The organism is Pseudomonas sp. S2_A05 (assembly GCF_054668485.1).
This window is the reverse complement of record NZ_CP162775.1, coordinates 2,289,070-2,313,028: the sequence shown is the minus strand read 5'-3', so window position 1 is coordinate 2,313,028 and position 23,959 is coordinate 2,289,070. Positions and strand designations below refer to the sequence as shown.

The following is a 23,959-nucleotide window of genomic DNA, read 5'->3' as shown; positions in this document are numbered from 1 at the left end:
CGCGAGCAGGCTCGCTCCCACATTGGAAATGCATTCTCACTGTGGGAGCGAGCCTGCTCGCGAAGGCGATGCTCCATACACCGCCGAAACTGATCGTTCCCACGCTCTGCGTGGGAATGCAGCCCGGGACGCTCCGCGTCCCAACAGCGGACGCAGAGCGTCCATGGATGAATGCCCACGCAGAGCATGGGCACTATCGGCATCAGCATTGAGGAGATCCCCATGAACGCAGCCGTAGACGTTCTGCAATCCACCCATCAGCACATCAACCGCGATCGCCTCTGGGCCTCGCTCATGGAACTGGCGAAACTCGGCGCCACGGTCAAGGGCGGCGTCTGTCGCCTGGCCCTGACCGACCTCGACCGCCAGGCGCGCGACCTGTTCGTGCAGTGGTGCAAGGACGCCGGTTGCAACGTCACGGTCGATGCCGTCGGCAACATTTTCGCCCGGCGCGCCGGGCGCAACCCGAGCCTGCCGCCAGTGATGACCGGCAGCCACATCGACACCCAGCCCACCGGCGGCAAGTTCGACGGTTGCTTCGGTGTGCTCGCCGGCGTCGAAGTGCTGCGCACCCTCAACGACCTCGGCGTGGAAACCGAAGCGCCGCTGGAAGTGGTGGTCTGGACCAACGAAGAGGGCTCACGCTTCGCCCCGTGCATGATGGGCTCAGGGGTCTTCGCCGAGAAATTCACCCTCGAAGAAACCCTCGCCAAGGTCGATGCCGACGGCGTCACGGTCGGCGAAGCACTGAATGCGATCGGCTATGCCGGTCCGCGCAAGGTTAGCGGGCACGCGGTTGGCGCGTATTTCGAAGCGCACATCGAACAAGGCCCGATTCTCGAGGACGAAGAGAAAACCATCGGCGTGGTACTCGGCGCGCTCGGGCAGAAGTGGTTCGACCTGAAATTGCGCGGCGTCGAAGCCCACGCCGGCCCGACGCCGATGCACCTGCGCAAGGACGCCTTGGTCGGTGCCTCGGTGATCGTCGGCGCCGTCAACCGCGCCGCCCTCGGCCATCAGCCCCACGCCTGTGGCACGGTCGGCTGCCTGCAAGCCTATCCCGGCTCGCGCAACGTGATTCCCGGCGAAGTGCGCATGACTCTGGATTTTCGCCACCTGGAGCCGGCGCGGCTGGATTCGATGATTGCCGAAGTGAAACAAGTGATCGAGGCGACCTGCGAAGAGCACGGCCTTACCTACGAACTGACCCCGACCGCCGACTTCCCGCCGCTGTACTTCGAAAAAGGCTGCGTGGAAGCGGTGCGCGGTGCTGCGAAAGGGCTGGGTCTGTCGCACATGGACATCGTCAGTGGTGCCGGGCATGACGCGATTTTCCTCGCCGAGCTCGGCCCGGCGGGAATGATTTTTGTGCCATGCGAGGGCGGGATCAGCCACAACGAAATCGAGAATGCCGCGCCGGATGATCTGGCAGCGGGGTGCGCGGTGTTGTTGCGGGCGATGCTCGCGGCGTCGGCGATGGTGGCGGCCAGCGAGCGTGCCGCCTAAGGTAAACACACCCAGTAAACCTGTGGGAGCGAGCGTGCTCGCGAATGCGCCGGGTCAGTCACCGAATGGTCTGTCTGACCCAGCGCTTTCGCGAGCAGGCTCGCTCCCACAGGGGTTTTTTGGCGATTTTGGGGTTGTGGCACGATCCCGAGCCGCCGCGGTCGTACTCTTCACCTAGCCGCATCACAGTGTGGAGATCCAATGAGCCAGGAAGTCCTGACCACCGAAACCAACCGTCGCCAGTTGCAGCAGATCATTGCCGGGCTGTCGGACGGGGTGATTCTGCTGGAACTCGACAAAAGCATTCTCTGGGCCAACGAAGCGGCGCTGACCATGCACGGTGTCAGCACCATCGGTGATCTGGGCAGTAACGCCGACGAGTACGCCAGACGCTTCACGCTGCGCTATCGCAATAATCATGTCTTGCCGCCGGACAACTACCCGATCAGCCGCGTCGCCCGCTGCGAGGCGTTCAATGATGTGCTGATCGAAGTTTCGTCCGTGGACGACCCGGAGCGGGTCTGGGTGCACAGTGTGCGCAGCATGGTCCTGACCGACCGCGTCGGCCAGCCCGAGTCGCTGGTGCTGATCATGAGCGACGTCACCGATTGGGCCAATGCTGAGCTGCGTTTCGAAAAAACCTTCAATGCCAACCCTGCACCGGCAGTGATCTGCCGACTCAGCGATTTGCGCTACATCAAGGTCAACCCGGGCTTTCTGGAAATGACCGGCTATACCCGCGATCAGGTGATCGGCACTTCGGCTTACGAAATCGATATCTTCGAGCAGGCGGATCAGCGCGATCTGGCTGTCCAGCGCTTGCGCGATGTCGCGACCATTCCGCAAATGCAGGCGGAGTTGCGCCTTCCCGACGGTGGCAGTAAACAGGTGATCGTTGCCGGTCAGCCGCTGCTGCTCAATGACGAGAATTGCATGCTGTTCTCCTTCGTCGACATGGAGCCTCGGCGCCGGGTCGAAGTGGCCTTGCGTCAGAGCGAGGAGCGCTTTGCCAAGGCTTTTCGTCTGACGCCGGTACCGATTTTGATCTGCACCGCTGACAAGCAGGAGGTCATCGACGTCAATCAGGCGTTCCTCGATACCCTGGCCTATGACAGCGATGACGTACTCGGCAAAACCGTGACGCAGCTGAGCTTCATCCACGATGACAGCGCGCGCACGCGCCTGCTGTCGGCGCTGGCGAAGAACGGTCGTGTGGATCGGGTCGACGTGCCCGTGCGCAAGAAGGACGAGGAGTTGCTGGAGTGTGCGGTCTCGGCTGACACCGTGAACATTCACGACACGTCCTGCTATCTGCTGGTGTTGATGGACATGACCGAGCGCAAGCGCACTGAGCTGGAACTGGTCGCGGCGATCGAAGAGGTGATGAAGGATGCGTCGTGGTTCAGCCGAACGCTGATCGAGAAGCTGGCCAACGTGAAGAAAATCAACTCGCCGCAGCTGCCCAGCGCCTCGTTCACCGACCTGACGGCCCGTGAGCGTGATGTGCTGGGTTTGATCTGTGAAGGTCTGGCGGACAAGGAGATCGCCGCGCGGTTGAAACTGGCGCCCAATACCGTGCGCAATCATGTGGCCACCGTGTACTCGAAAATCGATGTGCATAGCCGCAGCGAGGCGATCGTCTGGGCTCGCGAGCGTGGTTTGTTTTCGGGAGAGTGGGGCACCAAGGGGCAGCGCTGAGGGTGCAAATGCACTAGTTACAAGGGTGCAAATTCATGTATTGGCCAAGACGTTGTGTTCTTAGGCTGGTGGGGTGCGGTGTGGGCCATTTCGGGCCTGCGATCGTGCCCCTTTTGAAACAGTCATAGGAACAACGTCAATGATGAATCTTGCGCAGTTGCGCGCTCGGCTCGAGCACAGTTTTGCGCCGCTGGCTTGTGAGTGTTCGGTGGATGGTGATCATTCGCTGACGGTCAAGTTGTATCACCGGGATTCGGGGCAGGTGGATCTGGTGATCAGTGGGCTGGATCTGGCTTCGCTGCGTACGCCCGGGGCGGTTGAGGCGTTGGTGGATGAGTTGAGGTATGAGCTTGAGAGCAATTCCTTGCGTTCTTCGCGGGATCCGGATTTGGCTTAAGCGCGCTTTGGTCTTGGCGGCCTTTGGGCCGGCCATGCTCTGGGGGGGGGGGGTGTATATCCGTTTTTTTGGGTGTTGCGGCTGGCGGTTTCGCCCTTACGGCGAGTCCCTTTTGGCAAACGCCCCAAAAGGAACCAAAAGGTCTTCGCCCTGACGTTCGGCCCGCTCGCTTAGGCTCGGGGTTCCTTCGCTGCGGAATCGATCCTGGCGCAGCGGCTCCGGTTTGCTTCGCTGCACCTCCTTCCGCTGTGTACGACTGCGTCGTACGGTCGCTGCGCTCCCACGCCAGGATCAATCCCTCCACTCAGCCTGCCGACGGGCTCCAAGATCAAAAGCGGTACTCGAGCTAACGCTCATCGTGTGTAGGAGCTGCCGAAGGCTGCGATCTTTTGATTTTGATTTTGATTTTCTGTGGGAGCGAGCCTGCTCGCGAAGGCGGCCTGACAGCCGACCTGGTTGTTACTGAACTCACTCGATCAAAACTGTAGGAGTGAGCCTGCTCGCGATGAGGCCCTCGCCGACGACCATAATCCCAATCCAGGCTTCTGCTGGAAAATCTGCGCAAAACCGACAGCCCGAACTAGCCAATCTCCCCAATCCACTGGCGCTAACAAGGCGCTCAGCTATAAAGAATGAGTGGTCAGGTCTTCCGCGGCCGGTTGGGTTGCGGGAGTTTGTCTCTCTTTACCGCGGGTCGTCCTATGAATAATCCTGGGAAACGCGTATTGCCGTTGGCTTTTCTTGCTGTGCTGTTGGCCGGTTGTGCCAGTCCTCCACCCCCTGCGCCTGTCGCGCCGCCGCCACCGCCGGAACGTCGGTGTGAGGTGCTGGAAAATACTGAGGTTGCCGGGGATGTGTATGTGGATGGGCAGGTGACGCGTCACATCACCACTACGCGTTGCATAACCCAATAAGCCGGGCAATCCCGCGGATGCAGGAGTTCTGGATTTCGGCACCGCCCCTGTGGGAGCGAGCCTGCTCGCGAATGCGTGGTATCAGTCAAAACATAGCTGACTGACACCACGCTTTCGCGAGCAGGCTCGCTCCCACACGGGTTAGCAATTTGCCTTGGATATCAGGACAGGAATCCGCCATCCACATTCAGCGCCACGCCAGTGGTGTAGCTCGACGCATCGCTGGCCAGGTACAGCACCGCGCCGGCCATTTCGCTTGGATCGGCTACGCGTTTGAGCGGGATCTGGGTCAGTGCCTGTTTCAGAATCGCGTCGTTCTTGACCAGCGCCGAGGCGAATTTGGTGTCGGTCAGGCCGGGGAGCAGGGCGTTGCAGCGGATGCCGAATTGCGCGCATTCCTTGGCGAAGACTTTGGTCATGTTGATGACCGCCGCTTTGGTTACCGAATAGATGCCTTGGAAGATGCCCGGCGAGATGCCGTTGATCGACGCGACGTTGATGATGCTGCCGCCACCGTTTTCGCGCATGAGCTTGCCGGCTTCGACCGACATGAAGAAGTAGCCGCGAATGTTCACATCGACGGTCTTCTGGAACGCCCCCAGATCGGTGTCCAGCACGTTGCAGAATTGCGGGTTGGTCGCGGCGTTGTTGACCAGGATGTCGAGGCGGCCGAATTGTTCCTTGATCCCGGCGAAGACCTGGCTGATCTGCTCCATCTCACCGATGTGGCAGGCCACGGGTGTCGCCTTGCCGCCGGCGGCGATGATGGCGTCGGCGACGTGTTGGCAGCCTTCGAGCTTGCGGCTCGAGACGATCACGTGGGCGCCTTGCTGGGCCAGCAGTTTGGCGATGGCTTCACCGATGCCACGGCTGGCGCCGGAGACGAAAGCGATTTTGCCGTCGAGGTCGAACAACTGAGTCTTGGACATGGGTTTCCCTTGTTGAAAGTCTTGTTATTGGCCCGGATCAGAGGCTGGATTTCTGAATGACCTGCAGGCTCATCTGCTCCAGCAGTTTGTTCATGTGAATGAACTGCGCGAAGCGTTTGTCCTGCGTCTGGCCATGGTAGAAGCGGTAGTAGATCTGCTGCACGATGCCGGCCAGGCGGAACAGGCCGTAGGTGTAGTAGAAATCGAAATTGTCGATGCGGATGCCCGAGCGCTCGGCGTAGTAGTCGACGAATTCGCGGCGGGTCAGCATGCCCGGCGCGTGGCTTGGCTGGCGGCGCATCAGTTGCACCGGTGCCGGGTCGCCGGCTTCGATCCAGTAGGCGAGGGTGTTGCCCAGATCCATCAGCGGGTCGCCGAGGGTGGTCAGTTCCCAGTCGAGCACGCCGATAATTTGCATCGGATTGGCCGGGTCGAGAATGACGTTGTCGAAGCGGTAGTCGTTGTGGACGATGCTCGACGTCGGGTGGTCGGCCGGCATCTTGTCGTTGAGCCAGGCTTTGACCGCTTCCCAGTGCGGCGCGTCCGGGGTCAGGGCTTTTTCGTAGCGCTCGCTCCAGCCCTTGATCTGCCGGGCGACGTAGCCTTCAGGCTTGCCCAGATCGCCGAGGCCGCAGGCGTTGTAATCGACCCGATGCAGTTCGACGAAACGGTCGATGAAGCTTTTGCACAGCGCTTCGGTTTTCGCCGAGTCGAGGCCCAGCTCCGGCGGCAGTTCAGCGCGCAGGATGATGCCCTTGACCCGTTCCATCACATAGAACTCGGCGCCGATAACGGCTTCGTCGGTGCAATGCACGTAGGCCTTCGGGCAATACGGAAAGCCGTCGCGCAATCGGTTGAGAATGCGGAATTCACGGCCCATGTCGTGGGCGGATTTGGCTTTGTGGCCAAACGGCGGACGGCGCAGAACGAATTCTTGCTCGGGGTATTCCAGCAGGTAGGTCAGGTTCGACGCGCCGCCGGGAAACTGGCTGATCTGCGGCGTGCCGGTCAGGCCGGGAATGTGCGCCTTGAGGTACGGATCGATCAGGCTGGCATCGAGTTCTTCGCCCGCGCGGATCCGGGTGGACTGGTCAGTAAGCGCCATGCTTATCCCTTCTGCTTATTTTGGAGGCCAGACATCATTGGCTAATCTAATAGCGCGCTCGGGTGCTCACAAGCGCGGGTCGGTCTTATAGGTTAGCGTGTTGCTGGATAATCAACTTTGAGAATGGGGCAAAGATCGGCGCGGTTCGACGATGCCACGCGCGTTAATGCACGCGCTGGTTGTTCAACTTGGGCGGCAAGGCGACGGGAGTCAGCACCGGTTGCCCGGAGAAAAACGCCATCAGGTTTTTCCCCACCAGTTCAACGGTGCCTTGCGTGGCTTCAGGGGACAACCCGGCGACGTGTGGGGTTAGCACAACGTTGCTGAGGTGTTTCAGGGCGTCGGGCACTTCCGGTTCGTGATCGAACACGTCCAGCGCTGCGCCGGCGATACGACGTTGCTCAAGTGCGGTGATCAGGTCTGCCGTTGCGATAACGCTGGCGCGGGCGATGTTGACGATAAAACCCTTGGGGCCGAGCGCATCGAGCACTGCTCGCGTCACCAGATGTTGTGTAGCAATGCCACCGGGCGTGGCAACGACCAGAAAGTCCGAGGCTCGCGCCAGATCGGTGGGTGTCGAGCAGAACGCATAAGCGACTTCGCTGCGCACCTGGCGGCTGTGGTAGCTGATCTGCATGTCGAACCCGAGCTCCGCACGTTTGGCAATCGCCATGCCCACGGCGCCCAGCCCGAGGATGCCCAGACGCTTGCCGGCCAGCGACGGGCGCATGATTTTCGGCCATTCACCGCGGCGCACGGCTGCATCGCAGCGCGGGATATCGCGGACCAATGCCAGCAGCAACGCCATCGCATGATCGGCCACTGACGAGGCGTTGACTCCGGCGCCATTGGTGACGGTGATCCCACGGTCACTGGCCGCTTGCAGATCGACCTGTTCATAACCGGCGCCGATCACCGTGATGATTTTCAGGGCGGGCAGGGCGCTGATCTCTTGCGCGGTCAGACCCAGCGGGCCGCGAGTGAGCACGGCATCGATGCGACTGCCATGGGTGGCGATGGCTTGCGCACGTTCGGCTGGCGTTGGTGCGAGGATCAGGTGGAATCCCTGATGCTCAAGAATCGGCAGATAGTCATTGATCGTTTCAACCAGTACCAGAACGGTTGCGGGCATTGCGCGGCTCCTGTGATTGGCGGCGGGTGGGTCGCGAAAGTCGACTCAGAGTGCTGAATCCGCAGCGGCTTGGCAATCGTTGCATTCGCGCAGTGGTGCTTTGATTCTGGACGGGTTCGTGGAACAAGCAAGCACGCAGGCATGGACGCTGCGAATCAGCTGACGTATTGCGCAATGCCGTTGCCAAACGACCAGTTCTCTTTCTTTACCTCCAGCAGATTGATGAACACATCCTCCAGGCGAATACCCAGTTGCGCATGCAGGCTCTCGGCAATGGTCTTGAACAGCAATTGTTTCTTTTCCACGCTGCGCCCTTCGCTGATGGTGATCTGGATGAACACCACGCCGTCGCTGCGCTCGATGCCGAGGTATTGCGGGTCGTACACGAAGTGCTGGCCGTCGTGCTCGTTGAGAATCTGGAAGTTGTCGTGCTCGGGCACATCGATACAGGTGCGCAGGGCGGCGTAGATCTGTTCGCCGATGCGCCTGGCGAAAGTGGGGTCTGGGTTTTGCTGGATGTCGACGCGGACCAGTGGCATGGGAGGCTCCTTGGGTTATGGCTTCTCACACGCTAGATCAATGGCGGAGTTCTGGCAGGTAGTTGGTCTGGAATATTGCGGATCACTCGTATGAGGAGGCTTACGTGAATCGCGGATTTTGCCTACGGGGATGGCAGATGCGTCTGCTGGTCAGCGTGAATGGAACAGTTTGATGATAAGGGCATGACGATAGCCGTCGATGGGCATGCAAATGCTGACACCGATCCGCCAGCAGCCAAGGAGGGCAAATGTTCCATAACGATCGCGAAAATCTGGAGCTAGACAGGCTGGAAAACGAATCAAGGAAACTCGTGGCTGAATGGAAAAAGCTTCAGGCTGAAGAGAAAAAGTTATCAAGGGAGACGAAGCTCTATCCAATTGCAGTGTTTGGTGGAGTCTTGACTGCAATCACCGCAGTGGCAGGGTTTTTCTTCAAGTTGTGAGTCTTCATGCTTCACGACCGTCAGGCGCATTATTCAAAGGTTAATCAGTATGAGCACATATGACCGTAAGGCACGACTGGAGCAAATTGAGCGAGAGTTCGCAGAATATGACGAAGCGGTGCGCAATAGAGACAAGCGCGAAAATGGCAAGCTCTGGTTGCTTTTCGGCTTCGGGCTGTACTGCGTTTTATTGGGTTTCATGCTCGGCATATCGCTCTAGGCGCATTCGATGACGCATGGGTGGGTGCAAAACGTATCCGTTTGCGGCATCCGACGTATCCATAAACGACCTTGTTTTTTCTATAAACGACCATCCTTGGATCTGCTCCGCACAACCATTCCTCAGCTAAGTCTTTGCTTGCATTGATTTATCACGGAGAATCGCGCCCCTGTTTCGGCCGGAGCATGTCTGTCGGTTTTTTCCGACGCGTCCTGACCGAGTGGCAAGTGACCGGAATGCGGAGATCCGACCGGATGAATGATCAGGCCAATAGCCTCGAAAAGCGCTTCGACGCAGCAGCACCCGCTGAACTTTCGAGCTGGAATCGCCAGGACACCACCTGGATGCTGGGACTGTTTGGGACGGCCATTGGCGCCGGCACCCTGTTTTTGCCGATCAACGCAGGATTGGGTGGCTTCTGGCCGCTGGTGATCCTCGCGCTTTTGGCATTCCCGATGACGTTTTACGCTCACCGTGGCCTGACCCGTTTTGTCCTGTCCGGTCGCGAAGGCGCCGATATCACCGAAGTGGTCGAGCAGCATTTCGGTATCAAGGCCGGTGCCTTGATCACGCTGCTGTACTTCTTTGCCATCTTCCCGATCCTGCTGATCTACAGCGTCGGCCTGACCAACACGGTCGCCAGTTTCCTCGAACACCAACTGCACATCACGCCGCCACCGCGCGCATTGCTGTCGTTCGTGCTGATTCTCGGCCTGCTGGCTGTGGTTCGTTGCGGTGAGCAGGCGATCGTCAAGGCCATGAGCCTGATGGTCTATCCGTTCATCGTTGCGCTGCTGTTCCTTGCCGTGTACCTGATTCCGCACTGGAACGGCGGCATCCTCGCCACCGCCGCGCAAGTGCCGGCGCCGTCAGCGCTGCTGCACACGCTGTGGCTGGCGATTACGGTGATGGTGTTCTCGTTCAACCATTCGCCGATCATCTCGGCGTTCGCGATGGACCAGAAGCGTCGTTACGGTGTGCACGCCGACGAGCGCAGCTCACAGATCCTCGCGCGCGCTCATGCATTGATGGTCATTTTGGTGCTGTTCTTCGTATTCAGTTGCGTGCTGACCCTGTCGCCAGAGCAACTGGCTGAGGCAAAAGAGCAGAATCTTTCGATCCTGTCGTACCTGGCCAACCACTTCAGCAACCCGACCATCGAGTTTGCGGCGCCGTTGATTGCGTTTGTGGCGATCTCCAAGTCGTTCCTCGGTCATTACATCGGGGCCAGCGAAGGCCTCAAGGGCCTGATCGTCAAGAGCGGCAAACGTCCGGGCGCCAAAGCGCTGGATCGCATCGTGGCGGCGTTCATGCTGGTGATTTGCTGGATCGTCGCAACGCTTGATCCGAGCATCCTGGGCATGATCGAAACCGTCGGTGGGCCGGTGATTGCGGCGATTCTGTTCCTGATGCCGATGTACGCGATTCGCAAGGTGCCAGCGATGGCGCGCTATCGCGGTCAGGCGTCGAACGTGTTTGTTACCGCGGTGGGGCTGGTGGCGATTTCGGCGCTGGTTTACAAGCTGGCTGTGTGACCTGTCACTGATGACTGATCGTTCCCACGCTTTGCGTGGGAATGCCTCTTGTGACGCTCTGCGTCACGCTTGGGGACGCAGAGCGTCCGGGGCTGCGTTCCAACGCGGAGCGTGGGAACGATCAGAATGCTTGCCCGGCAGGCATAAAAAAAACGCCGCTCATCTCACGATGGGCGGCGTTTTTTATGGCCTTGCAGCGTTAGGCTTGAACGACCGGGATCTTGGCGTTCGCAGCAGCTTCACGGAACTCGGCGATCTGGTCGAAGGACAGGTAGCGGTAGACATCGGCCGCCATGCTGTCGATCTTGCCAGCGTATTCCATGTACTCCTCGACGGTCGGCAGGCGACCCAGGATCGAAGCAACGGACGCCAGCTCGGCCGAGGCCAGGTAGACGTTCGCGCCGTCGCCCAGACGGTTCGGGAAGTTACGGGTCGACGTCGACACCACGGTGCTGTTCGGCTCAACGCGTGCCTGGTTACCCATGCACAGCGAGCAGCCTGGCATTTCCATGCGTGCGCCGGCCTTACCGTAGATGCCGTAGTAGCCTTCTTCGGTCAGTTGGTGAGCGTCCATTTTGGTCGGCGGCGACAGCCACAGACGGGTTGGCAGCTGACCCTTGACCTGATCCAGCAGCTTACCGGCAGCGCGGAAGTGACCGATGTTGGTCATGCACGAACCGATGAACACTTCGTCGATCTTCTCGCCAGCAACGCTGGACAGCAGACGGGCGTCGTCCGGATCGTTCGGCGCACACAGCACAGGCTCGTTGATGTCGGCCAGATCGATTTCGATGATTTCGGCGTATTCGGCGTCGGCATCGGCTTCCATCAGTTCCGGGTTGGCGATCCAGGCTTCCATCGCTTGGGCGCGACGTTCCAGAGTACGCGCATCGCCGTAGCCTTCGCCGATCATCCAGCGCAGCAGGGTGATGTTGGACTGCAGGTACTCGGTGATCGACTCTTTCGACAGCTTGATGGTGCAGCCGGCAGCCGAACGTTCGGCCGAGGCGTCGGACAGTTCGAACGCCTGCTCGAGGGTCAGACCTTCCAGACCTTCGATTTCCAGGATGCGGCCGGAGAAGGCGTTTTTCTTGCCTTTCTTCTCGACGGTCAGCAGACCGTTCTGGATAGCGAAGTACGGAATGGCATGAACCAGGTCACGCAGGGTGATGCCAGGTTTCATCTTGCCTTTGAAGCGCACCAGGATCGATTCCGGCATGTCCAGCGGCATGACGCCAGTGGCAGCGGCGAACGCGACCAGACCGGAACCGGCCGGGAACGAGATGCCCATCGGGAAACGGGTGTGCGAGTCACCACCGGTACCGACGGTGTCCGGCAGCAGCATGCGGTTCAGCCACGAGTGGATGATGCCGTCGCCCGGACGCAGGGAAACGCCGCCGCGGGTCATGATGAAGTCAGGCAGGGTGTGGTGGGTGGTCACGTCGATCGGCTTTGGATAAGCCGCGGTGTGGCAGAACGACTGCATCACCAGATCAGCGGAGAAGCCCAGGCACGCCAGGTCTTTCAGTTCGTCACGGGTCATTGGACCGGTGGTGTCCTGAGAACCCACGGTGGTCATCTTCGGTTCGCAGTAGGTGCCAGGACGCACGCCTTGGCCTTCTGCCAGACCGCAAGCCTTGCCGACCATTTTCTGCGCCAGGGTGAAACCCTTGGTGCTTTCAGCCGGAGCTTCCGGCTTCTTGAACAGGTCGAACGGCGGCAGACCCAATTCGGCGCGAGCCTTCTCGGTCAGGCCACGGCCGATGATCAGCGGGATACGACCGCCGGCACGGACTTCGTCCAGCAGCACCGGGGTTTTCATTTCGAAAGTGGTGATGACTTCGTCGGTACCGTGCTTGCAGACTTTGCCAGCGTGCGGGTACAGATCGATCACGTCGCCCATGTTCATGTTCGACACGTCGAACTCGATCGGCAGGGCGCCGGCATCTTCCATGGTGTTGTAGAAGATCGGAGCGATCTTGCTGCCGAAGCAGAAACCGCCAGCGCGCTTGTTCGGCACGTACGGGATGTCGTCGCCGAAGAACCACAGCACCGAGTTGGTCGCCGATTTACGCGAGGAACCGGTACCCACCACGTCACCGACGTAGGCGATCGGGAAGCCCTGGCCGCGCATTTCTTCGATCTGCTTCATCGGGCCGGTCTTGCCTTGCTCGTCCGGAACGATGCCGTCACGGGCCATTTTCAGCATGGCCAGGGCGTGCAGCGGGATATCAGGACGCGACCAGGCGTCTGGCGCAGGGGAGAGGTCGTCGGTGTTGGTTTCGCCGGTGACCTTGAATACGCGCAGGCTGATCTTGTCGGCCAGCACCGGGCGCTTCTTGAACCACTCGCCGTCAGCCCAGGATTGCAGCACGGCCTTGGCGTGAACGTTGCCGTTCTTGGCTTTTTCAGCGACGTCGTGGAAGGCATCGAACATCAGCAGGGTGTGCTTGAGTTCTTCGGCGGCGACTGGCGCCAGCTCGGCGTCGTCCAGCAGTTCGACGAGGGTGACAATGTTGTAGCCGCCCTGCATGGTGCCGAGCAGTTCTACAGCGCGTTTCTTGTCCAGCAGAGGGGAGGTGGCTTCGCCCTTGGCCAGGGCAGACAGGAAACCGGCCTTGACGTAGGCGGCTTCGTCCACTCCAGGCGGTACGCGATTGGTGATCAGGTCAACGAGGAAAGCTTCTTCGCCAGCCGGAGGGTTCTTCAGCAGCTCGATCAGGCCTGCTGTTTGTTCGGCGTTAAGCGGCTGGGGAACGATACCCAGGGCTGCACGCTCTTCGATATGTTTGCGGTAGGCTTCAAGCACAGTTATTACCCTCATCAGTGGTCCCAAATGGGTGTCCGGGACGCTCATCCCGAAATTGCCGTACTCATGCGCCTCACGACGTTGTGGGTCGTTCGGCCAGAATTACCGGCAATTCCTTACAGAAGCTGCTTTCAAAGTTTTACGCCTGCAGAACGGGGAGCTGATGAGGGTTGGCGTTGGGCTTTTCCCCGCTGGAAAAACCCTTCGCCAACACCGCTCTGAAGGAACGACTGTGCTCGTGACGCTTTGAAAACAGCTTCTAACGGACATTGGCGCCTTAAAAGGCTGGCTGATTCTACGGCAAAAAAAATTTAAAGGTAAGTCGCGCTCTATTGGACTTTCGTGGCAATCAGCGCGGCCGGAGCAAACCTGCGACACTGGCGAGACCCTGTTGTTTGAGGGGGTGATCAATGCCCGACAAAGGGCTAACATGCCGGCCTGTTCCGCGTTTCAGTGTTCTGCCCATTTATGCCCAATCAGACCATCAAGACCCCCTGCGTCGGCCTCTGCTCCACCGTTTACGGTGACCTGGTGTGCCGTGGCTGCAAGCGTTTCCATCACGAAGTGATCCATTGGAACGGATACAACGAGGAGGAAAAACGTGCGGTGTGGCTGCGTCTGGAGCAATTGCTGTCACAAGTGATGGCGAGCAAAGTCGAGATCTTCGATCCGGCGCGCCTGCGCGAGCAGCTCGAACAGCGCAAGATCCGCTTCGTACCGCATCAGTCGGAATATTGCTGGGCCTATCAGCTGATCGCCCGGGGGGCGCGGGTGATCATTAATCTCGAGGCGTACGGGATGGTGTTGCTGCCGGAATTCCGCGACTGGAACCTGCCGGAACTGCGCGATGCCATTGATCGGGAATTCTTCCTGCTGTCGGAAGCGCATTATCAGCGCTATATCGCCCCCGGCTTTCTCAAAGACGCCTTTGGCGCCTGAACAGCAAAAGATCGCAGCCTTCGGCAGCTCCTACATGGGAATGCGTTCTACCTGTAGGAGCTGCCGAAGGCTGCGATCTTTTGCTCTTAATGTTTTACGGCCAGTTCCACCAGATGATCCTCAACCTCCTGCGGCTTGAGCACCAGCACATCGCTTTCCAGGGTATCCAGCACCGCTTCCGCCGTATTGCCGATTAACGCGCCTGACAAACCACTGCGCGCCACCGTGCCAATAACCGTTACTGCCGCCTGGAGCTTGTGCGCCATGAACGGGATCAACACATCCGCCGGGCCTTCCTCGATGTGCAGGTGCTCGTCATCGACATCGAACTCCGCCTGAAACGCCCGGCACTGCTCGCGGTATTTGGCTTCTATGGTCGATTTGAGCTGAAACGTCGGGTCTGCCGCCGAGAGCATCGGCGACGGATGCGCGGTGATCACATGCAGATGCGCCTTGGCCAGACTGGCGATGTCGTAGCCGTGATCAATGATGGTGCTGTGCAGATGCCGATGCTCACCATCGGCATTGCCGACATCGACGGCGGCGAGAATCACTTTGTCTTTCCACGAACCGGCGGTTTTGACCAGCAGCACCGGGGTAGGGCAGTGGCGCAGCAGCTTCCAGTCGGCCGGGGTCAGCAGGGCTTTTTTCAGCGAGCTGTCGGGGAAGTGCTGTTTGATCACCAGGCCGCAACCCTCGGCCTGCTGCACATCGATGATGGTTTCGTGCAGGCTCTCGTTCCATGCCTGTTCGGTGGTCACGCTGTACCCTTCGGCTAGCAACGCCGCCTTGAGCACACTGAGCAGGCCGGCGTGGTCATGCTTCTTGTCGCACACCAGAAGATGCAGATGGGCCTGAGTGACACCGGCGATCAGCTTTGCGCGTTTGAGCGCCGGGCTTTCTGCATGTTCAGGTTCGATGACCACCAGAATGCTGCGAATGGCTTGCATGAGCGGAGTCTCCAGCAAAGAAAAGGCACGGCGTTGCACAACTATAGTTGCTACCCGAACGTCTGCGACTTGATGCATATCAACAGCCGCCGCTGGTGGTCTGCGGGCAGGCCGGTATAATCGGCGCCCTTCGCTCGAACACCTTTTACCGTGAGCCCCATGATCCTTCCCGAAACCCACGAATTCCTTGGCTGCCGCACCCCCGACGCCTGGGTCCAGGCGGCACTGGCCGATCAGGAAACCCTGCTGATCGACCACAAGAACTGCGAGTTCAAGGCCGCCAGCACGGCGCTGAGCCTGATTGCCAAGTACCACGCCCATGTCGACCTGATCAACATGATGTCGCGCCTGGCCCGGGAAGAACTGGTGCACCACGAGCAGGTCATGCGCATCATGAAACGGCGCAAGATCGAGCTGCGTCAGCTGCACGCCGGCCGTTACGCCTCGGGCCTGCGCAAAGTGGTGCGCAGCCACGAACCGGTGAAACTGGTGGATACGCTGGTGGTTGGTGCCTTCATCGAAGCGCGCAGCTGTGAACGTTTCGAAGCACTGGTGCCGCATCTGGACGAAGAGCTGGGCAAGTTTTATTTCGGTTTGCTGAAAAGCGAGGCGCGGCATTTTCAGGGTTATCTGAAACTGGCCTATCAGTATGGTGATGCCAAGGATGTCGCGCAGGTGATCGAGCGCGTCCGTGTGGCCGAGCAGGAACTGATCGAATCGCCGGACGAGGAGTTCCGCTTCCACAGCGGCGTGCCGGTCGCCGCATGATCGGGTAGGAGCTGCCGCAGGCTGCGATCTTTTGATCTTGTTGTTACAAATCGAAAATCAAAATATCGCAGCCTTCGGCAGCTCCTACAGAGGTCCGCAATTCAATCGGACATCATTGTCGGATTGTAAAAAAATCTTAAAAGTATGAAACATCACCGAAAACCGGCCCAAGTGGCCGGTTTTTGCTGTCTGCCGTGATCGCCTGTGCGATGAATGCCAGCATAATATCGGCCCTTCCACGTTTGGCTTGGCAACGATCGTTATGGATAACCTGGGTTTTGGCAAAGTCCTGCTGGTCGAAGACGATGAGCGTCTCGCCGCACTGATCGCACACTTTCTTGAACAACACGGCTACGAGGTGCGCACGGTGCTTCGCGGTGATCTTGCCGTGGCCGCGTTTCTTGAATTCAAGCCGAAAGTAGTGGTGCTCGACCTGATGTTGCCGGGGCAGAGCGGTTTGCAGGTCTGTCGGGAAATTCGCAGTGTCTCGGACACGCCGATCGTGATCCTCACCGCCAAGGAAGACGATCTCGATCACATCCTCGGTCTGGAGTCCGGCGCTGACGATTACGTGATCAAACCGATCAAACCGCCGGTATTGCTTGCGCGGCTACGGGCGCTGCAACGGCGGCAGACGCCGGACACCAGCGTGGTGAGTTTTCTTGAGTTCGGGCAATTGAGCATCGACCGCAGTTGCCGTGAAGTGCGCCTGGCCGGTGAGCTGATCGAGCTGACCACCATGGAGTTCGAATTGCTCTGGTTGCTCGCCAGCGCGGCAGGCAAAATTCTTTCCCGCGATGACATTCTCAATCGCATGCGCGGCATCGCTTTCGACGGCCTCAACCGCAGCGTCGACGTCTACATCAGCAAACTGCGCAACAAACTCAAGGACAATCCCCGCGAGCCGGTGTGCATCAAGACCGTGTGGGGCAAGGGCTATCTGTTCAATCCGTTCGCGTGGGAGCTGTAGATGCTGCGTTTGTTCCTCGGGCTGTTTCTGGTGATGACGGTAGGGCTGGTGCTGGCGTTGCAGACGGTCGAGCACACCTTCAACGCCTTGCTCGACAGCCAGACGCAGGATTACAACCGTGAAGCCGTGCGCGGTCAGGCGTGGTCGCTGGTCGATCATCTGCAAGGCCGCCAAGGGGCCGAGCGTGAACAGAAACTCGATTCATTGCGCGCGCACTATGGTCTGTCGCTGAGTCTGGTCGAGGCCGATCAACTGGCCCTGACACCGCAGGAAAAAGCCGAGCTCGCGCGGAACCTGTTGGTGATCCGCGACGATTACACGCAGTTCATCAGCAACATCGATGGCGGCTCGCAATTGCTCAGCATCAAGCTGCCGCCGGAGCCGAGCCTGATGCCGTTCTACATCACCGCGGCGTACATGATGCTCGCAGTGCTGATCGGCATCGTCCTGTTTTTCTGGGTGCGTCCACACTGGCGCGATCTGGAAAAGCTGCGGCTGGCGGCCGAGCGTTTCGGCGACAACGATCTGTCGGTGCGCATCCAGTTGTCGCGGCGCTCGAACATCCGCGATCTGGCCGAGCACTTCAATCTGATGGCGGCGCGCATCGAGGGCTTGATCGCCAATCAGCGCGAGCTGACCAATGCGGTGTCCCACGAATTGCGCACACCGATCGCGCGGCTGTCGTTCGAGCTCGATCAGCTTAAACAGCAACCCGACGCGAGCCAGAATCGCGAGCTGATCGCCGACATGTACGCGGACCTCGGTGAGCTGGAGGAGATGGTCTCGGAGCTGCTGACCTACGCCAGCCTCGAGCACGGCGCGACAGTGATCAAACGGGAGAATATTCACGCGGCCGACTGGCTAGACAGCGTTGTCGGCAGTGTGGCGCTTGAGGCCGAAGCAGTGGGCGTGCAGTTGTCGATCGCCGGTTGCCAGGTCGACACTGTAAGCATCGAACCGCGCTTCATGGCGCGGGCGGTGATCAACCTTTTGCGCAATGCCATTCGCTATGCCGAGCAGCGCGTTGAGGTGTCGCTGCTGCGCAATGGCGATGACTATGAAGTGCGGGTAAGTGATGACGGGCCGGGCGTGCCGCTGGAGGGACGGGAGAAAATCTTCGAACCGTTTTCCCGACTGGATGCCAGCCGGGATCGGCGTACTGGCGGTTTCGGGCTGGGCCTGGCGCTGGTGCGGCGGGTTTCGCAGTCCCATGGCGGGCAGGTTGAGGTTGGCGACTCGGTGTGGGGCGGGGCGTTGTTCAGGATGACCTGGGCGCATCTGGACTGATTGATATTGCCTGACCCGGCCCCTTCGCGAGCAGGCTCGCTCCCACAGGTGATCGCAATCCAAATGTGGGAGCGAGCCTGCTCGCGAAGGGCGCGGTATTCAGCGGGTCACGCCGAGTCGCTCATGCCACTGGGCGATCGATTCTTCAGGATATTCATCAAACTGCTGATCCTTCGGCTCGGCCTCGACCTCAACCCACGGCGCTTTCGAACCTAGCATCAAGTGCGTGTGTTCCGGCGGCACCGGCAGTGGCGTGTCGATCGCCGAGGCGAATGGATGAATCAGCTCTGGCCACTCCGGGCTGAACAGCCACAGGCCGCTGCCACACAGCGAACAGAAGTGGCGTTCGGCGCTGCTGCGATGGGCGCGTTTATCGCCTTCAGCTTTCATCTTCGCGTGATAGATGCTGATGTTTTTGCGTCCGCGAACCTTGAGAGTGGTCGCGTCGCCGCCAAGGTTGATCGCATAACCGCCACCGCCCTGGGTCTTGCGGCAGATCGAGCAATAGCAGCGTTGATAGGGATAAGGATGGGCGCTGTCGAGGCTGAACGTGACTTCGCCACAATGGCAGGAGCCTTCGAGGTGCATGGTGCTCTCCCGTGTCTGAATGGTCCGCTTCAGCCTAGAACATTTTGCCTGGCGCTTGCCGGTGTGATGCGACCGGCGGGCGCAGCGTCTAGCCCCAGTGTCCCCGCGATCCCATGGGGCGAGACTTTCGGAACCCGGCATGCAAGCGCTGTTGAACGAGATCCTTGACGCCGTCCGGCCCCTGATCGGGCAGGGCAAAGTTGCTGACTATATTCCCGCCCTCGGCACGGTACCGGCCAACCAGCTGGGCATCGCCGTGTACAGTAACGATGGCGAAATGTATTGCGCCGGCGACGCTGAAACGCCGTTCTCGGTGCAGAGTATTTCCAAGGTATTCAGCCTGGTGCAGGCCATCGATCATTCCGGCGAAGCGATCTGGGAGCGGCTTGGCCACGAGCCGTCCGGCCAGCCGTTCAACTCGCTGGTGCAACTGGAATTCGAGCGCGGCCGCCCGCGCAATCCGTTCATCAATGCCGGTGCGCTGGTGATCTGCGACATCAACCAGTCGCGCTTCGCCGCGCCGACACTGTCGATGCGCGACTTCGTCCGGCGTCTGTCCGGCAACCCGCAAATCATGATCGACGGCAAGGTCGCCGACTCCGAATACCAGCACCGCGCGCGCAATGCGGCGATGGCCTATCTGATGCAGTCGTTCGGCAACTTTCACAACGATGTCGAAGCGGTATTGCGCAGCTATTTCAGCCATTGCGCACTGCGGATGAATTGCATCGATCTGGCCCGGGCGTTCTGCTTTCTGGCCAATGACGGGTTCTGCAAGCACAGCGGCGAGCAGATCCTGACGCGCCGCCAGACCCAGCAGGTCAATTCGATCATGGCCACCAGCGGTTTGTACGACGAGGCGGGCAATTTCGCCTATCGCGTCGGCTTGCCAGGCAAGAGCGGCGTCGGCGGCGGCATCGTTGCGGTGGTGCCGGGGCAGTTCAGCGTGTGCGTGTGGTCGCCGGAGTTGAATGCGGCCGGCAACTCGCTGGCGGGGATGGCGGCGCTGGAGTTGCTGAGCTCAAGGATTGGCTGGTCCGTCTTCTGACCCACCTGAACACCACATGACCCTGTGGGAGCTGGCTTGCCAGCGATGAGGCCCTGTCAGTCACTATAAATTTGCCTGAACCACCGCTATCGCTGGCAAGCCAGCTCCCACAGGTTTCTTTAGTGTTTGAGGAGGTGTATTTCAGCCAGTAATCCGCTACATTTTCCGACCGCCCTCTGCATGGTGAATCCGCTTCATGTCTCTTGCGCTCGAACGTCTAGTCGCTGGCACGCCGATCCCTTTCGCTGGTAACCGCGTCACCGTGGTCAGCCCCGAACTGGCCGCGCGGTTTCAGCCCGGTGACCATCTGCTGGTCGAGCAGGTCAGTGGCGAGTTGTTGCTGATCCCCGTGGCCGATCAACAGGCCGCCTCGGTGGCAATCGAGCGTGCGGCTGCGGCATTCACAGCGTTGTCGGCCGTGTCCGATGAAGCCATCAGCCGATTTTTCGATCTTTTCGCTCAGCGCCTGGAAAACCCTGAATGCTGGACGCAGATCGAAGCCGCCAACCGCGCCGACATCGAACGGGCCAAGGCGCGCGGTCGCTCGACCACACGCTTGCTCGCCGATGAACGCATGCGCCGCGACATGATCGCCGGGCTGCGCGCCTGGCGCGATGCGCCGCCCACGCGTGGCAAAGTGATCAGCAGTGTCGAGCACGATGGCTGGAAGGTTGAGCAAGTCGTCTCGCCGCTGGGCATCGTCGCGTTTGTCTTCGAAGGCCGACCCAACGTATTTGCCGACGCCGCCGGGGTGTTGCGCACCGGTAATACGGCTGTGCTGCGCATCGGCAGCGATGCGTTGGGCACTGCGCAAGCCATTGTCACTCACGCGCTGAATCCAGCACTGGCCGAAGCCGGCTTGCCGGTTGGCGCAGTGTCGTTGGTCGAAAGTGTCAATCACGCCGCCGGTTGGGCGATGTTCGCCGATCGGCGTCTGTCGCTGGCGGTGGCGCGCGGCTCGGGCCGTGCGGTCAGTCAGTTGGGCAGCATTGCTCAGCAGGCCGGCACTGCCGTCAGCCTGCACGGCACCGGCGGCGCGTGGCTGATCGCCGACCGTGACGCCGACGCCACTCGCTTCGCGGCAGTGGTGCGCAACTCGCTGGACCGCAAGGTCTGCAACACCCTGAACGTCTGCCTGATTCAGCGCGAACGCGCCGATGAGCTGGTGCGGCTGTTCCTCGATGCCTTGAAAGACGCCGGTACTGCGCGCGGCCAAGGCTGCAAATTGCACATCGTCGCGGGCAGTGAAAATTGCCTGCCAAGCGAATGGCAGAACGCAACGGTCGAGGTTTATCGCGCCGAGGGTTACCAGACCGAAGCGCTGGCCGAGTCTTTGCCCGAGTCGGAGCTGGGCCGCGAGTGGGAATGGGAAGAAACCCCGGAAGTCAGCCTGATGATTGTCGACGATCTGGAGCAGGCGATTGCGCTGTTCAATCGTCACAGCCCGCAATTCACCGTGTCGTTGATCAGCGAGGATGCGGCGGTTCAGGAACGCTTCTACAACGCGGTGAATGCGCCGTTCGTAGGCAACGGCATCACCCGTTGGGTCGATGGTCAGTACGCGTTGAACAAGCCGGAACTGGGCCTTTCCAATTGGGAGAGCGGGCGCCTGTTCGCGCGCAGTGCGATTCTTTCCGGTGATGGCGTGTTTACCGTGCGTAGCCGGATGACTCAGGTTGATCTCAGGGTGAAACGCTGATCTGTTGATCGTCCCCACGCAGAGCGTGGGAACGATCACGGTGGGGAATTAGGCAGCGTGGCTGGCTTGCGCGCTGATCGCGCAAGTCTCAGGTTGCTCGGCCAGCGGCACAAACGTGCGGCGGTCGGCCGACAGCGCATCGATCGAGCCGGTCTCGATGTCATACACCCAGCCATGCAGATTCAACCGGCCTTGCTCCTGCGCCAGGCGCACACTCGGGTGGGTCTGAATATTCGCCAGTTGCGCAATCACGTTCTCGCGCACCATCGAGCTCAATTTCGCCGCGTCGCTGCCATGCACGCGCGCTTCGTTCATCACCTTCGCCGACTCGGCATGCTGCAGCCAGCCACTGACAGCGGGCAGGTGATCCATGCATTTGCACTGGGCAATCGCGGTCATCGCGCCGCAATCGGAGTGGCCGCAAATCACGATATCGGTCACCCCCAGTACCGCCACCGCATACTCCACCGTCGCCGACACCCCGCCCGGATGCGGGCTGTAGGAGGGCACGATATTGCCGGCGTTACGGATCACGAACAGTTCGCCGGGCTCTTGCTGGGTCAGCAGCTCAGGCACCACGCGACTGTCGGAACAGGTGATGAACAGCGTGCCGGGTTGCTGAGTCGTGGCCAGATGTTTGAACAGTTCGCTGCGTTGCGGGAAGGCTTCGTTCTGGAATTTCAGGAAGCCGTCGATCAGGGCTTTCATGGCATGTCCTCGTGACAGAAATGAGATGGCCCGCACGCAGGGTGCGGGCCGGGCGTATCAGAACGGACGCAGCGGCAGGAACTTGCCGTCGAGGGTCACCACGGCGCGGGAGCCGCCTTCCGGGTCTTCGACTTTTTTGATGTCCAGTTTGAAGTTGATCGCACTGATGATGCCGTCACCGAACTGTTCATGAACCAGCGCTTTCAGCGTGGTGCCGTAGATCTGGATCATTTCATAAAAGCGGTAGATGGTCGGATCGGTCGGCACGCCGCTGAGGCTGCCGCGCAAAGGAATGATCTGCAGAGCGGTGACGTCATCTGCGCTGAGGTCAAGCTTGTCACCGACCACTTGAGCAGCGTTTTCCGGCAACGGATGCTGGCCGAGCAGGGCGGCGGTGACATAAGCCAGGCTGAGGCCGGTGCCGTCAGCGAGATCCTGCCACGACAGATCTTTTTTCGCCTTGGCGTCGAGAACGCGGGTAGTCAGGGCCAGGCTGTTGTCGTTGTAGGCGTGGGACTGTTGCATGATGTCACTCCTTTCAGGGGTTGGCTTGCTGTGTGTGGAAGCAATGTTGCGCCGGTTGATTCATAGCGTCCAAGATCGAGATACAATGCTTCGCATAAGTCCTGCCTATAGATGGTGTGTTCATGCTGTTGCGACATTTGCGTTATCTGCTCGCCGTTGCCGATCACGGCGGCTTCACCCGCGCCGCCGAAGCGCTGCATGTATCGCAGCCGACGTTGTCGCAGCAGATCCGGCAGTTGGAAGAAACCCTCGGCGTCAGCCTGTTCGATCGCACCTCCCGCACGGTGAAACCGACCGATGCCGGCGCGGCATACATTGAATGCGCACGGCGCGTGCTGGTGGAGCTGGAGGCCGGACAGCGCGCCTTGCACGATGTGAAGGATTTGTCGCGCGGCACCCTGCGCCTGGCGATGACGCCGACGTTCATGGCGTATCTGGTCGGGCCGTTGGTGCGTGATTACAGGGCACGGTTTCCCGGGATTCATCTGGAAATATTCGAACTGTCGATGGACGACATCGAGGCCGGGCTCGCGGATGACTCGCTGGACGTCGCGATCGCGTTTACGCCGGTACGCAATGCCGATATCGAATGCATACCGGCGTTTACCGAGACGCTGGGGATCATGGTCGGGCCTGGGCACCCGCTCTATGACAGCCCTTCGGTGTTGACGCCGACGGAATTGGCTTCACTGGATTTCGCCTTGCTGGCGCCGGGCTTCATTACGCGGTTGTCGGTGGATGAGTATTTCCGTGAGCACGGGATTACGCCGCAGGTGCGGATTGAAGTGAATTCGGTGAGTACGTTGCTGGAAGTGGTGCGGCATGCGCCGCTGGCGACCATGCTGCCCGAGGCGATTGCCAGCGAAGACCGCGCGTTGCGCCGCTTGCGTGTTGAAGGGGAGGCGCCGCAGCGGGGAGCGGCGTTGTTGCGGCGCAGGAATAATTATCACAGCGCGGCGGCGTTGGCGTTTGTGGAACTGGTGCTCGGCATGAAAAGCCCCTCACCCTAACCCTCTCCCCAGCGGGAGAGGGGACTGACCGAGGTGTTTGGTCAAGTCACGCCGACCTGAACGAGCTTCGTTGACTCATAATCGCCACGGTCATTCAGGTCTACGGTTGAGCTGAGGCAACTCGGTCGGCTCCCTCTCCCCTCGGGAGAGGGCTGGGGTGAGGGGCGACGGGGGCACTCACGCCGCATAACTCAAAAGAACAACAAAGGGCCTGCTCCCAATCGGAAGCAGGCCCTTAGT

22 protein-coding genes are annotated in these 23,959 nt (G+C 60.2%); 13 read left to right on the top strand and 9 right to left on the bottom strand.

The features are described 5' to 3' along the window. Positions 1–222: 222 nt before the first annotated feature. The 3 genes from AB4O12_RS10515 to AB4O12_RS10505 all read left to right on the top strand — a co-directional run bounded on the left by AB4O12_RS10515 (position 223) and on the right by AB4O12_RS10505 (position 3,601). Complete coding sequence (locus AB4O12_RS10515) at positions 223–1,506, top strand: Zn-dependent hydrolase (protein ID WP_071172868.1); 1,284 nt, start codon at positions 223–225, stop codon at positions 1,504–1,506. A 201-nt stretch (positions 1,507–1,707) separates the two neighbouring features. Continuing rightward, entirely contained in the window at positions 1,708–3,204 is a 1,497-nt protein-coding gene (locus tag AB4O12_RS10510; RefSeq protein ID WP_095180256.1) for a helix-turn-helix transcriptional regulator, read from the top strand. A 139-nt stretch (positions 3,205–3,343) separates the two neighbouring features. Beyond that, positions 3,344–3,601: a DUF1652 domain-containing protein gene (locus AB4O12_RS10505; RefSeq protein WP_024013284.1), complete on the top strand. Its 258-nt coding sequence runs from the start codon at positions 3,344–3,346 to the stop codon at positions 3,599–3,601. A gap of 1,075 nt (positions 3,602–4,676) precedes the next feature. On the opposite strand, the gene AB4O12_RS10500 is transcribed toward AB4O12_RS10505, so the two are convergent. The 4 genes from AB4O12_RS10500 to AB4O12_RS10485 form a co-directional block, all read right to left on the bottom strand. After that, positions 4,677–5,444, bottom strand: a complete 768-nt coding sequence (locus AB4O12_RS10500; protein ID WP_460061783.1) for an SDR family oxidoreductase — start codon at positions 5,442–5,444, stop codon at positions 4,677–4,679. A gap of 37 nt (positions 5,445–5,481) precedes the next feature. Further along, entirely contained in the window at positions 5,482–6,549 is a 1,068-nt protein-coding gene (locus tag AB4O12_RS10495) for a phosphotransferase family protein (RefSeq protein WP_460061781.1), read from the bottom strand. A gap of 163 nt (positions 6,550–6,712) precedes the next feature. Then, entirely contained in the window at positions 6,713–7,681 is a 969-nt protein-coding gene (locus tag AB4O12_RS10490; RefSeq protein WP_095180254.1) for a 2-hydroxyacid dehydrogenase, read from the bottom strand. 155 nt (positions 7,682–7,836) lie between these two features. Continuing rightward, complete coding sequence (locus AB4O12_RS10485; protein ID WP_252876491.1) at positions 7,837–8,220, bottom strand: tautomerase family protein; 384 nt, start codon at positions 8,218–8,220, stop codon at positions 7,837–7,839. A gap of 248 nt (positions 8,221–8,468) precedes the next feature. Here AB4O12_RS10485 and AB4O12_RS10480 point away from each other — a divergent pair, with 248 nt between their 5' ends. The 3 genes from AB4O12_RS10480 to AB4O12_RS10470 all read left to right on the top strand — a co-directional run bounded on the left by AB4O12_RS10480 (position 8,469) and on the right by AB4O12_RS10470 (position 10,418). Continuing rightward, positions 8,469–8,663, top strand: coding sequence for an FtsB/FtsL family cell division protein (locus AB4O12_RS10480; RefSeq protein WP_056789207.1), 195 nt, complete (start codon positions 8,469–8,471; stop codon positions 8,661–8,663). A gap of 49 nt (positions 8,664–8,712) precedes the next feature. Then, a complete protein-coding gene (locus AB4O12_RS10475; protein WP_163032915.1) occupies positions 8,713–8,883 on the top strand; it encodes a hypothetical protein in 171 nt (56 codons plus the stop codon). A 254-nt stretch (positions 8,884–9,137) separates the two neighbouring features. After that, on the top strand, positions 9,138–10,418 hold the full coding sequence (locus AB4O12_RS10470) for an HAAAP family serine/threonine permease (RefSeq protein ID WP_095180251.1): 1,281 nt from the start codon (positions 9,138–9,140) through the stop codon (positions 10,416–10,418). A 199-nt stretch (positions 10,419–10,617) separates the two neighbouring features. Here AB4O12_RS10470 and acnB read toward each other — a convergent pair whose 3' ends face one another. Next, positions 10,618–13,227, bottom strand: coding sequence for a bifunctional aconitate hydratase 2/2-methylisocitrate dehydratase (gene acnB, locus AB4O12_RS10465; protein ID WP_252878185.1), 2,610 nt, complete (start codon positions 13,225–13,227; stop codon positions 10,618–10,620). A gap of 468 nt (positions 13,228–13,695) precedes the next feature. Between acnB and AB4O12_RS10460 the strand changes: the two genes are divergently transcribed. Then, positions 13,696–14,166: a DUF1289 domain-containing protein gene (locus tag AB4O12_RS10460; protein WP_024013275.1), complete on the top strand. Its 471-nt coding sequence runs from the start codon at positions 13,696–13,698 to the stop codon at positions 14,164–14,166. 86 nt (positions 14,167–14,252) lie between these two features. Here the strand turns inward: AB4O12_RS10460 and AB4O12_RS10455 are convergent, their stop codons facing one another. After that, positions 14,253–15,116, bottom strand: a complete 864-nt coding sequence (locus AB4O12_RS10455; RefSeq protein WP_460061776.1) for a universal stress protein — start codon at positions 15,114–15,116, stop codon at positions 14,253–14,255. 159 nt (positions 15,117–15,275) lie between these two features. On the opposite strand from AB4O12_RS10455, the gene AB4O12_RS10450 reads away from it, so the two are divergent. The 3 genes from AB4O12_RS10450 to AB4O12_RS10440 all read left to right on the top strand — a co-directional run bounded on the left by AB4O12_RS10450 (position 15,276) and on the right by AB4O12_RS10440 (position 18,141). Further along, positions 15,276–15,884: a MiaE family protein gene (locus tag AB4O12_RS10450; protein ID WP_252884395.1), complete on the top strand. Its 609-nt coding sequence runs from the start codon at positions 15,276–15,278 to the stop codon at positions 15,882–15,884. Positions 15,885–16,146: 262 nt separating this feature from the next. Next, a complete protein-coding gene (locus AB4O12_RS10445; protein WP_423664624.1) occupies positions 16,147–16,854 on the top strand; it encodes a winged helix-turn-helix domain-containing protein in 708 nt (235 codons plus the stop codon). Beyond that, the gene (locus AB4O12_RS10440) at positions 16,855–18,141 is read left to right on the top strand and encodes an ATP-binding protein (protein ID WP_460061772.1); all 1,287 of its coding nucleotides are present in this window, start codon (positions 16,855–16,857) and stop codon (positions 18,139–18,141) included. It abuts the gene before it with no gap. A gap of 99 nt (positions 18,142–18,240) precedes the next feature. Here the strand turns inward: AB4O12_RS10440 and AB4O12_RS10435 are convergent, their stop codons facing one another. Then, positions 18,241–18,729, bottom strand: coding sequence for a GFA family protein (locus AB4O12_RS10435; protein WP_460061770.1), 489 nt, complete (start codon positions 18,727–18,729; stop codon positions 18,241–18,243). 139 nt (positions 18,730–18,868) lie between these two features. Between AB4O12_RS10435 and glsB the strand changes: the two genes are divergently transcribed. Both glsB and AB4O12_RS10425 read left to right on the top strand, forming a co-directional pair. Next, on the top strand, positions 18,869–19,777 hold the full coding sequence (glsB, locus tag AB4O12_RS10430; RefSeq protein ID WP_024013269.1) for a glutaminase B: 909 nt from the start codon (positions 18,869–18,871) through the stop codon (positions 19,775–19,777). Between the two features lie 196 nt (positions 19,778–19,973). Further along, positions 19,974–21,476, top strand: a complete 1,503-nt coding sequence (locus tag AB4O12_RS10425; RefSeq protein WP_375122322.1) for an aldehyde dehydrogenase family protein — start codon at positions 19,974–19,976, stop codon at positions 21,474–21,476. A 48-nt stretch (positions 21,477–21,524) separates the two neighbouring features. On the opposite strand, the gene AB4O12_RS10420 is transcribed toward AB4O12_RS10425, so the two are convergent. Further along, the gene (locus AB4O12_RS10420; protein ID WP_073471183.1) at positions 21,525–22,184 is read right to left on the bottom strand and encodes a carbonic anhydrase; all 660 of its coding nucleotides are present in this window, start codon (positions 22,182–22,184) and stop codon (positions 21,525–21,527) included. 57 nt (positions 22,185–22,241) lie between these two features. Continuing rightward, on the bottom strand, positions 22,242–22,709 hold the full coding sequence (gene cynS, locus AB4O12_RS10415) for a cyanase (RefSeq protein ID WP_252876487.1): 468 nt from the start codon (positions 22,707–22,709) through the stop codon (positions 22,242–22,244). Between the two features lie 122 nt (positions 22,710–22,831). Here cynS and cynR point away from each other — a divergent pair, with 122 nt between their 5' ends. Next, the gene (gene cynR, locus AB4O12_RS10410; RefSeq protein WP_315434719.1) at positions 22,832–23,719 is read left to right on the top strand and encodes a transcriptional regulator CynR; all 888 of its coding nucleotides are present in this window, start codon (positions 22,832–22,834) and stop codon (positions 23,717–23,719) included. Positions 23,720–23,959: the final 240 nt, after the last annotated feature.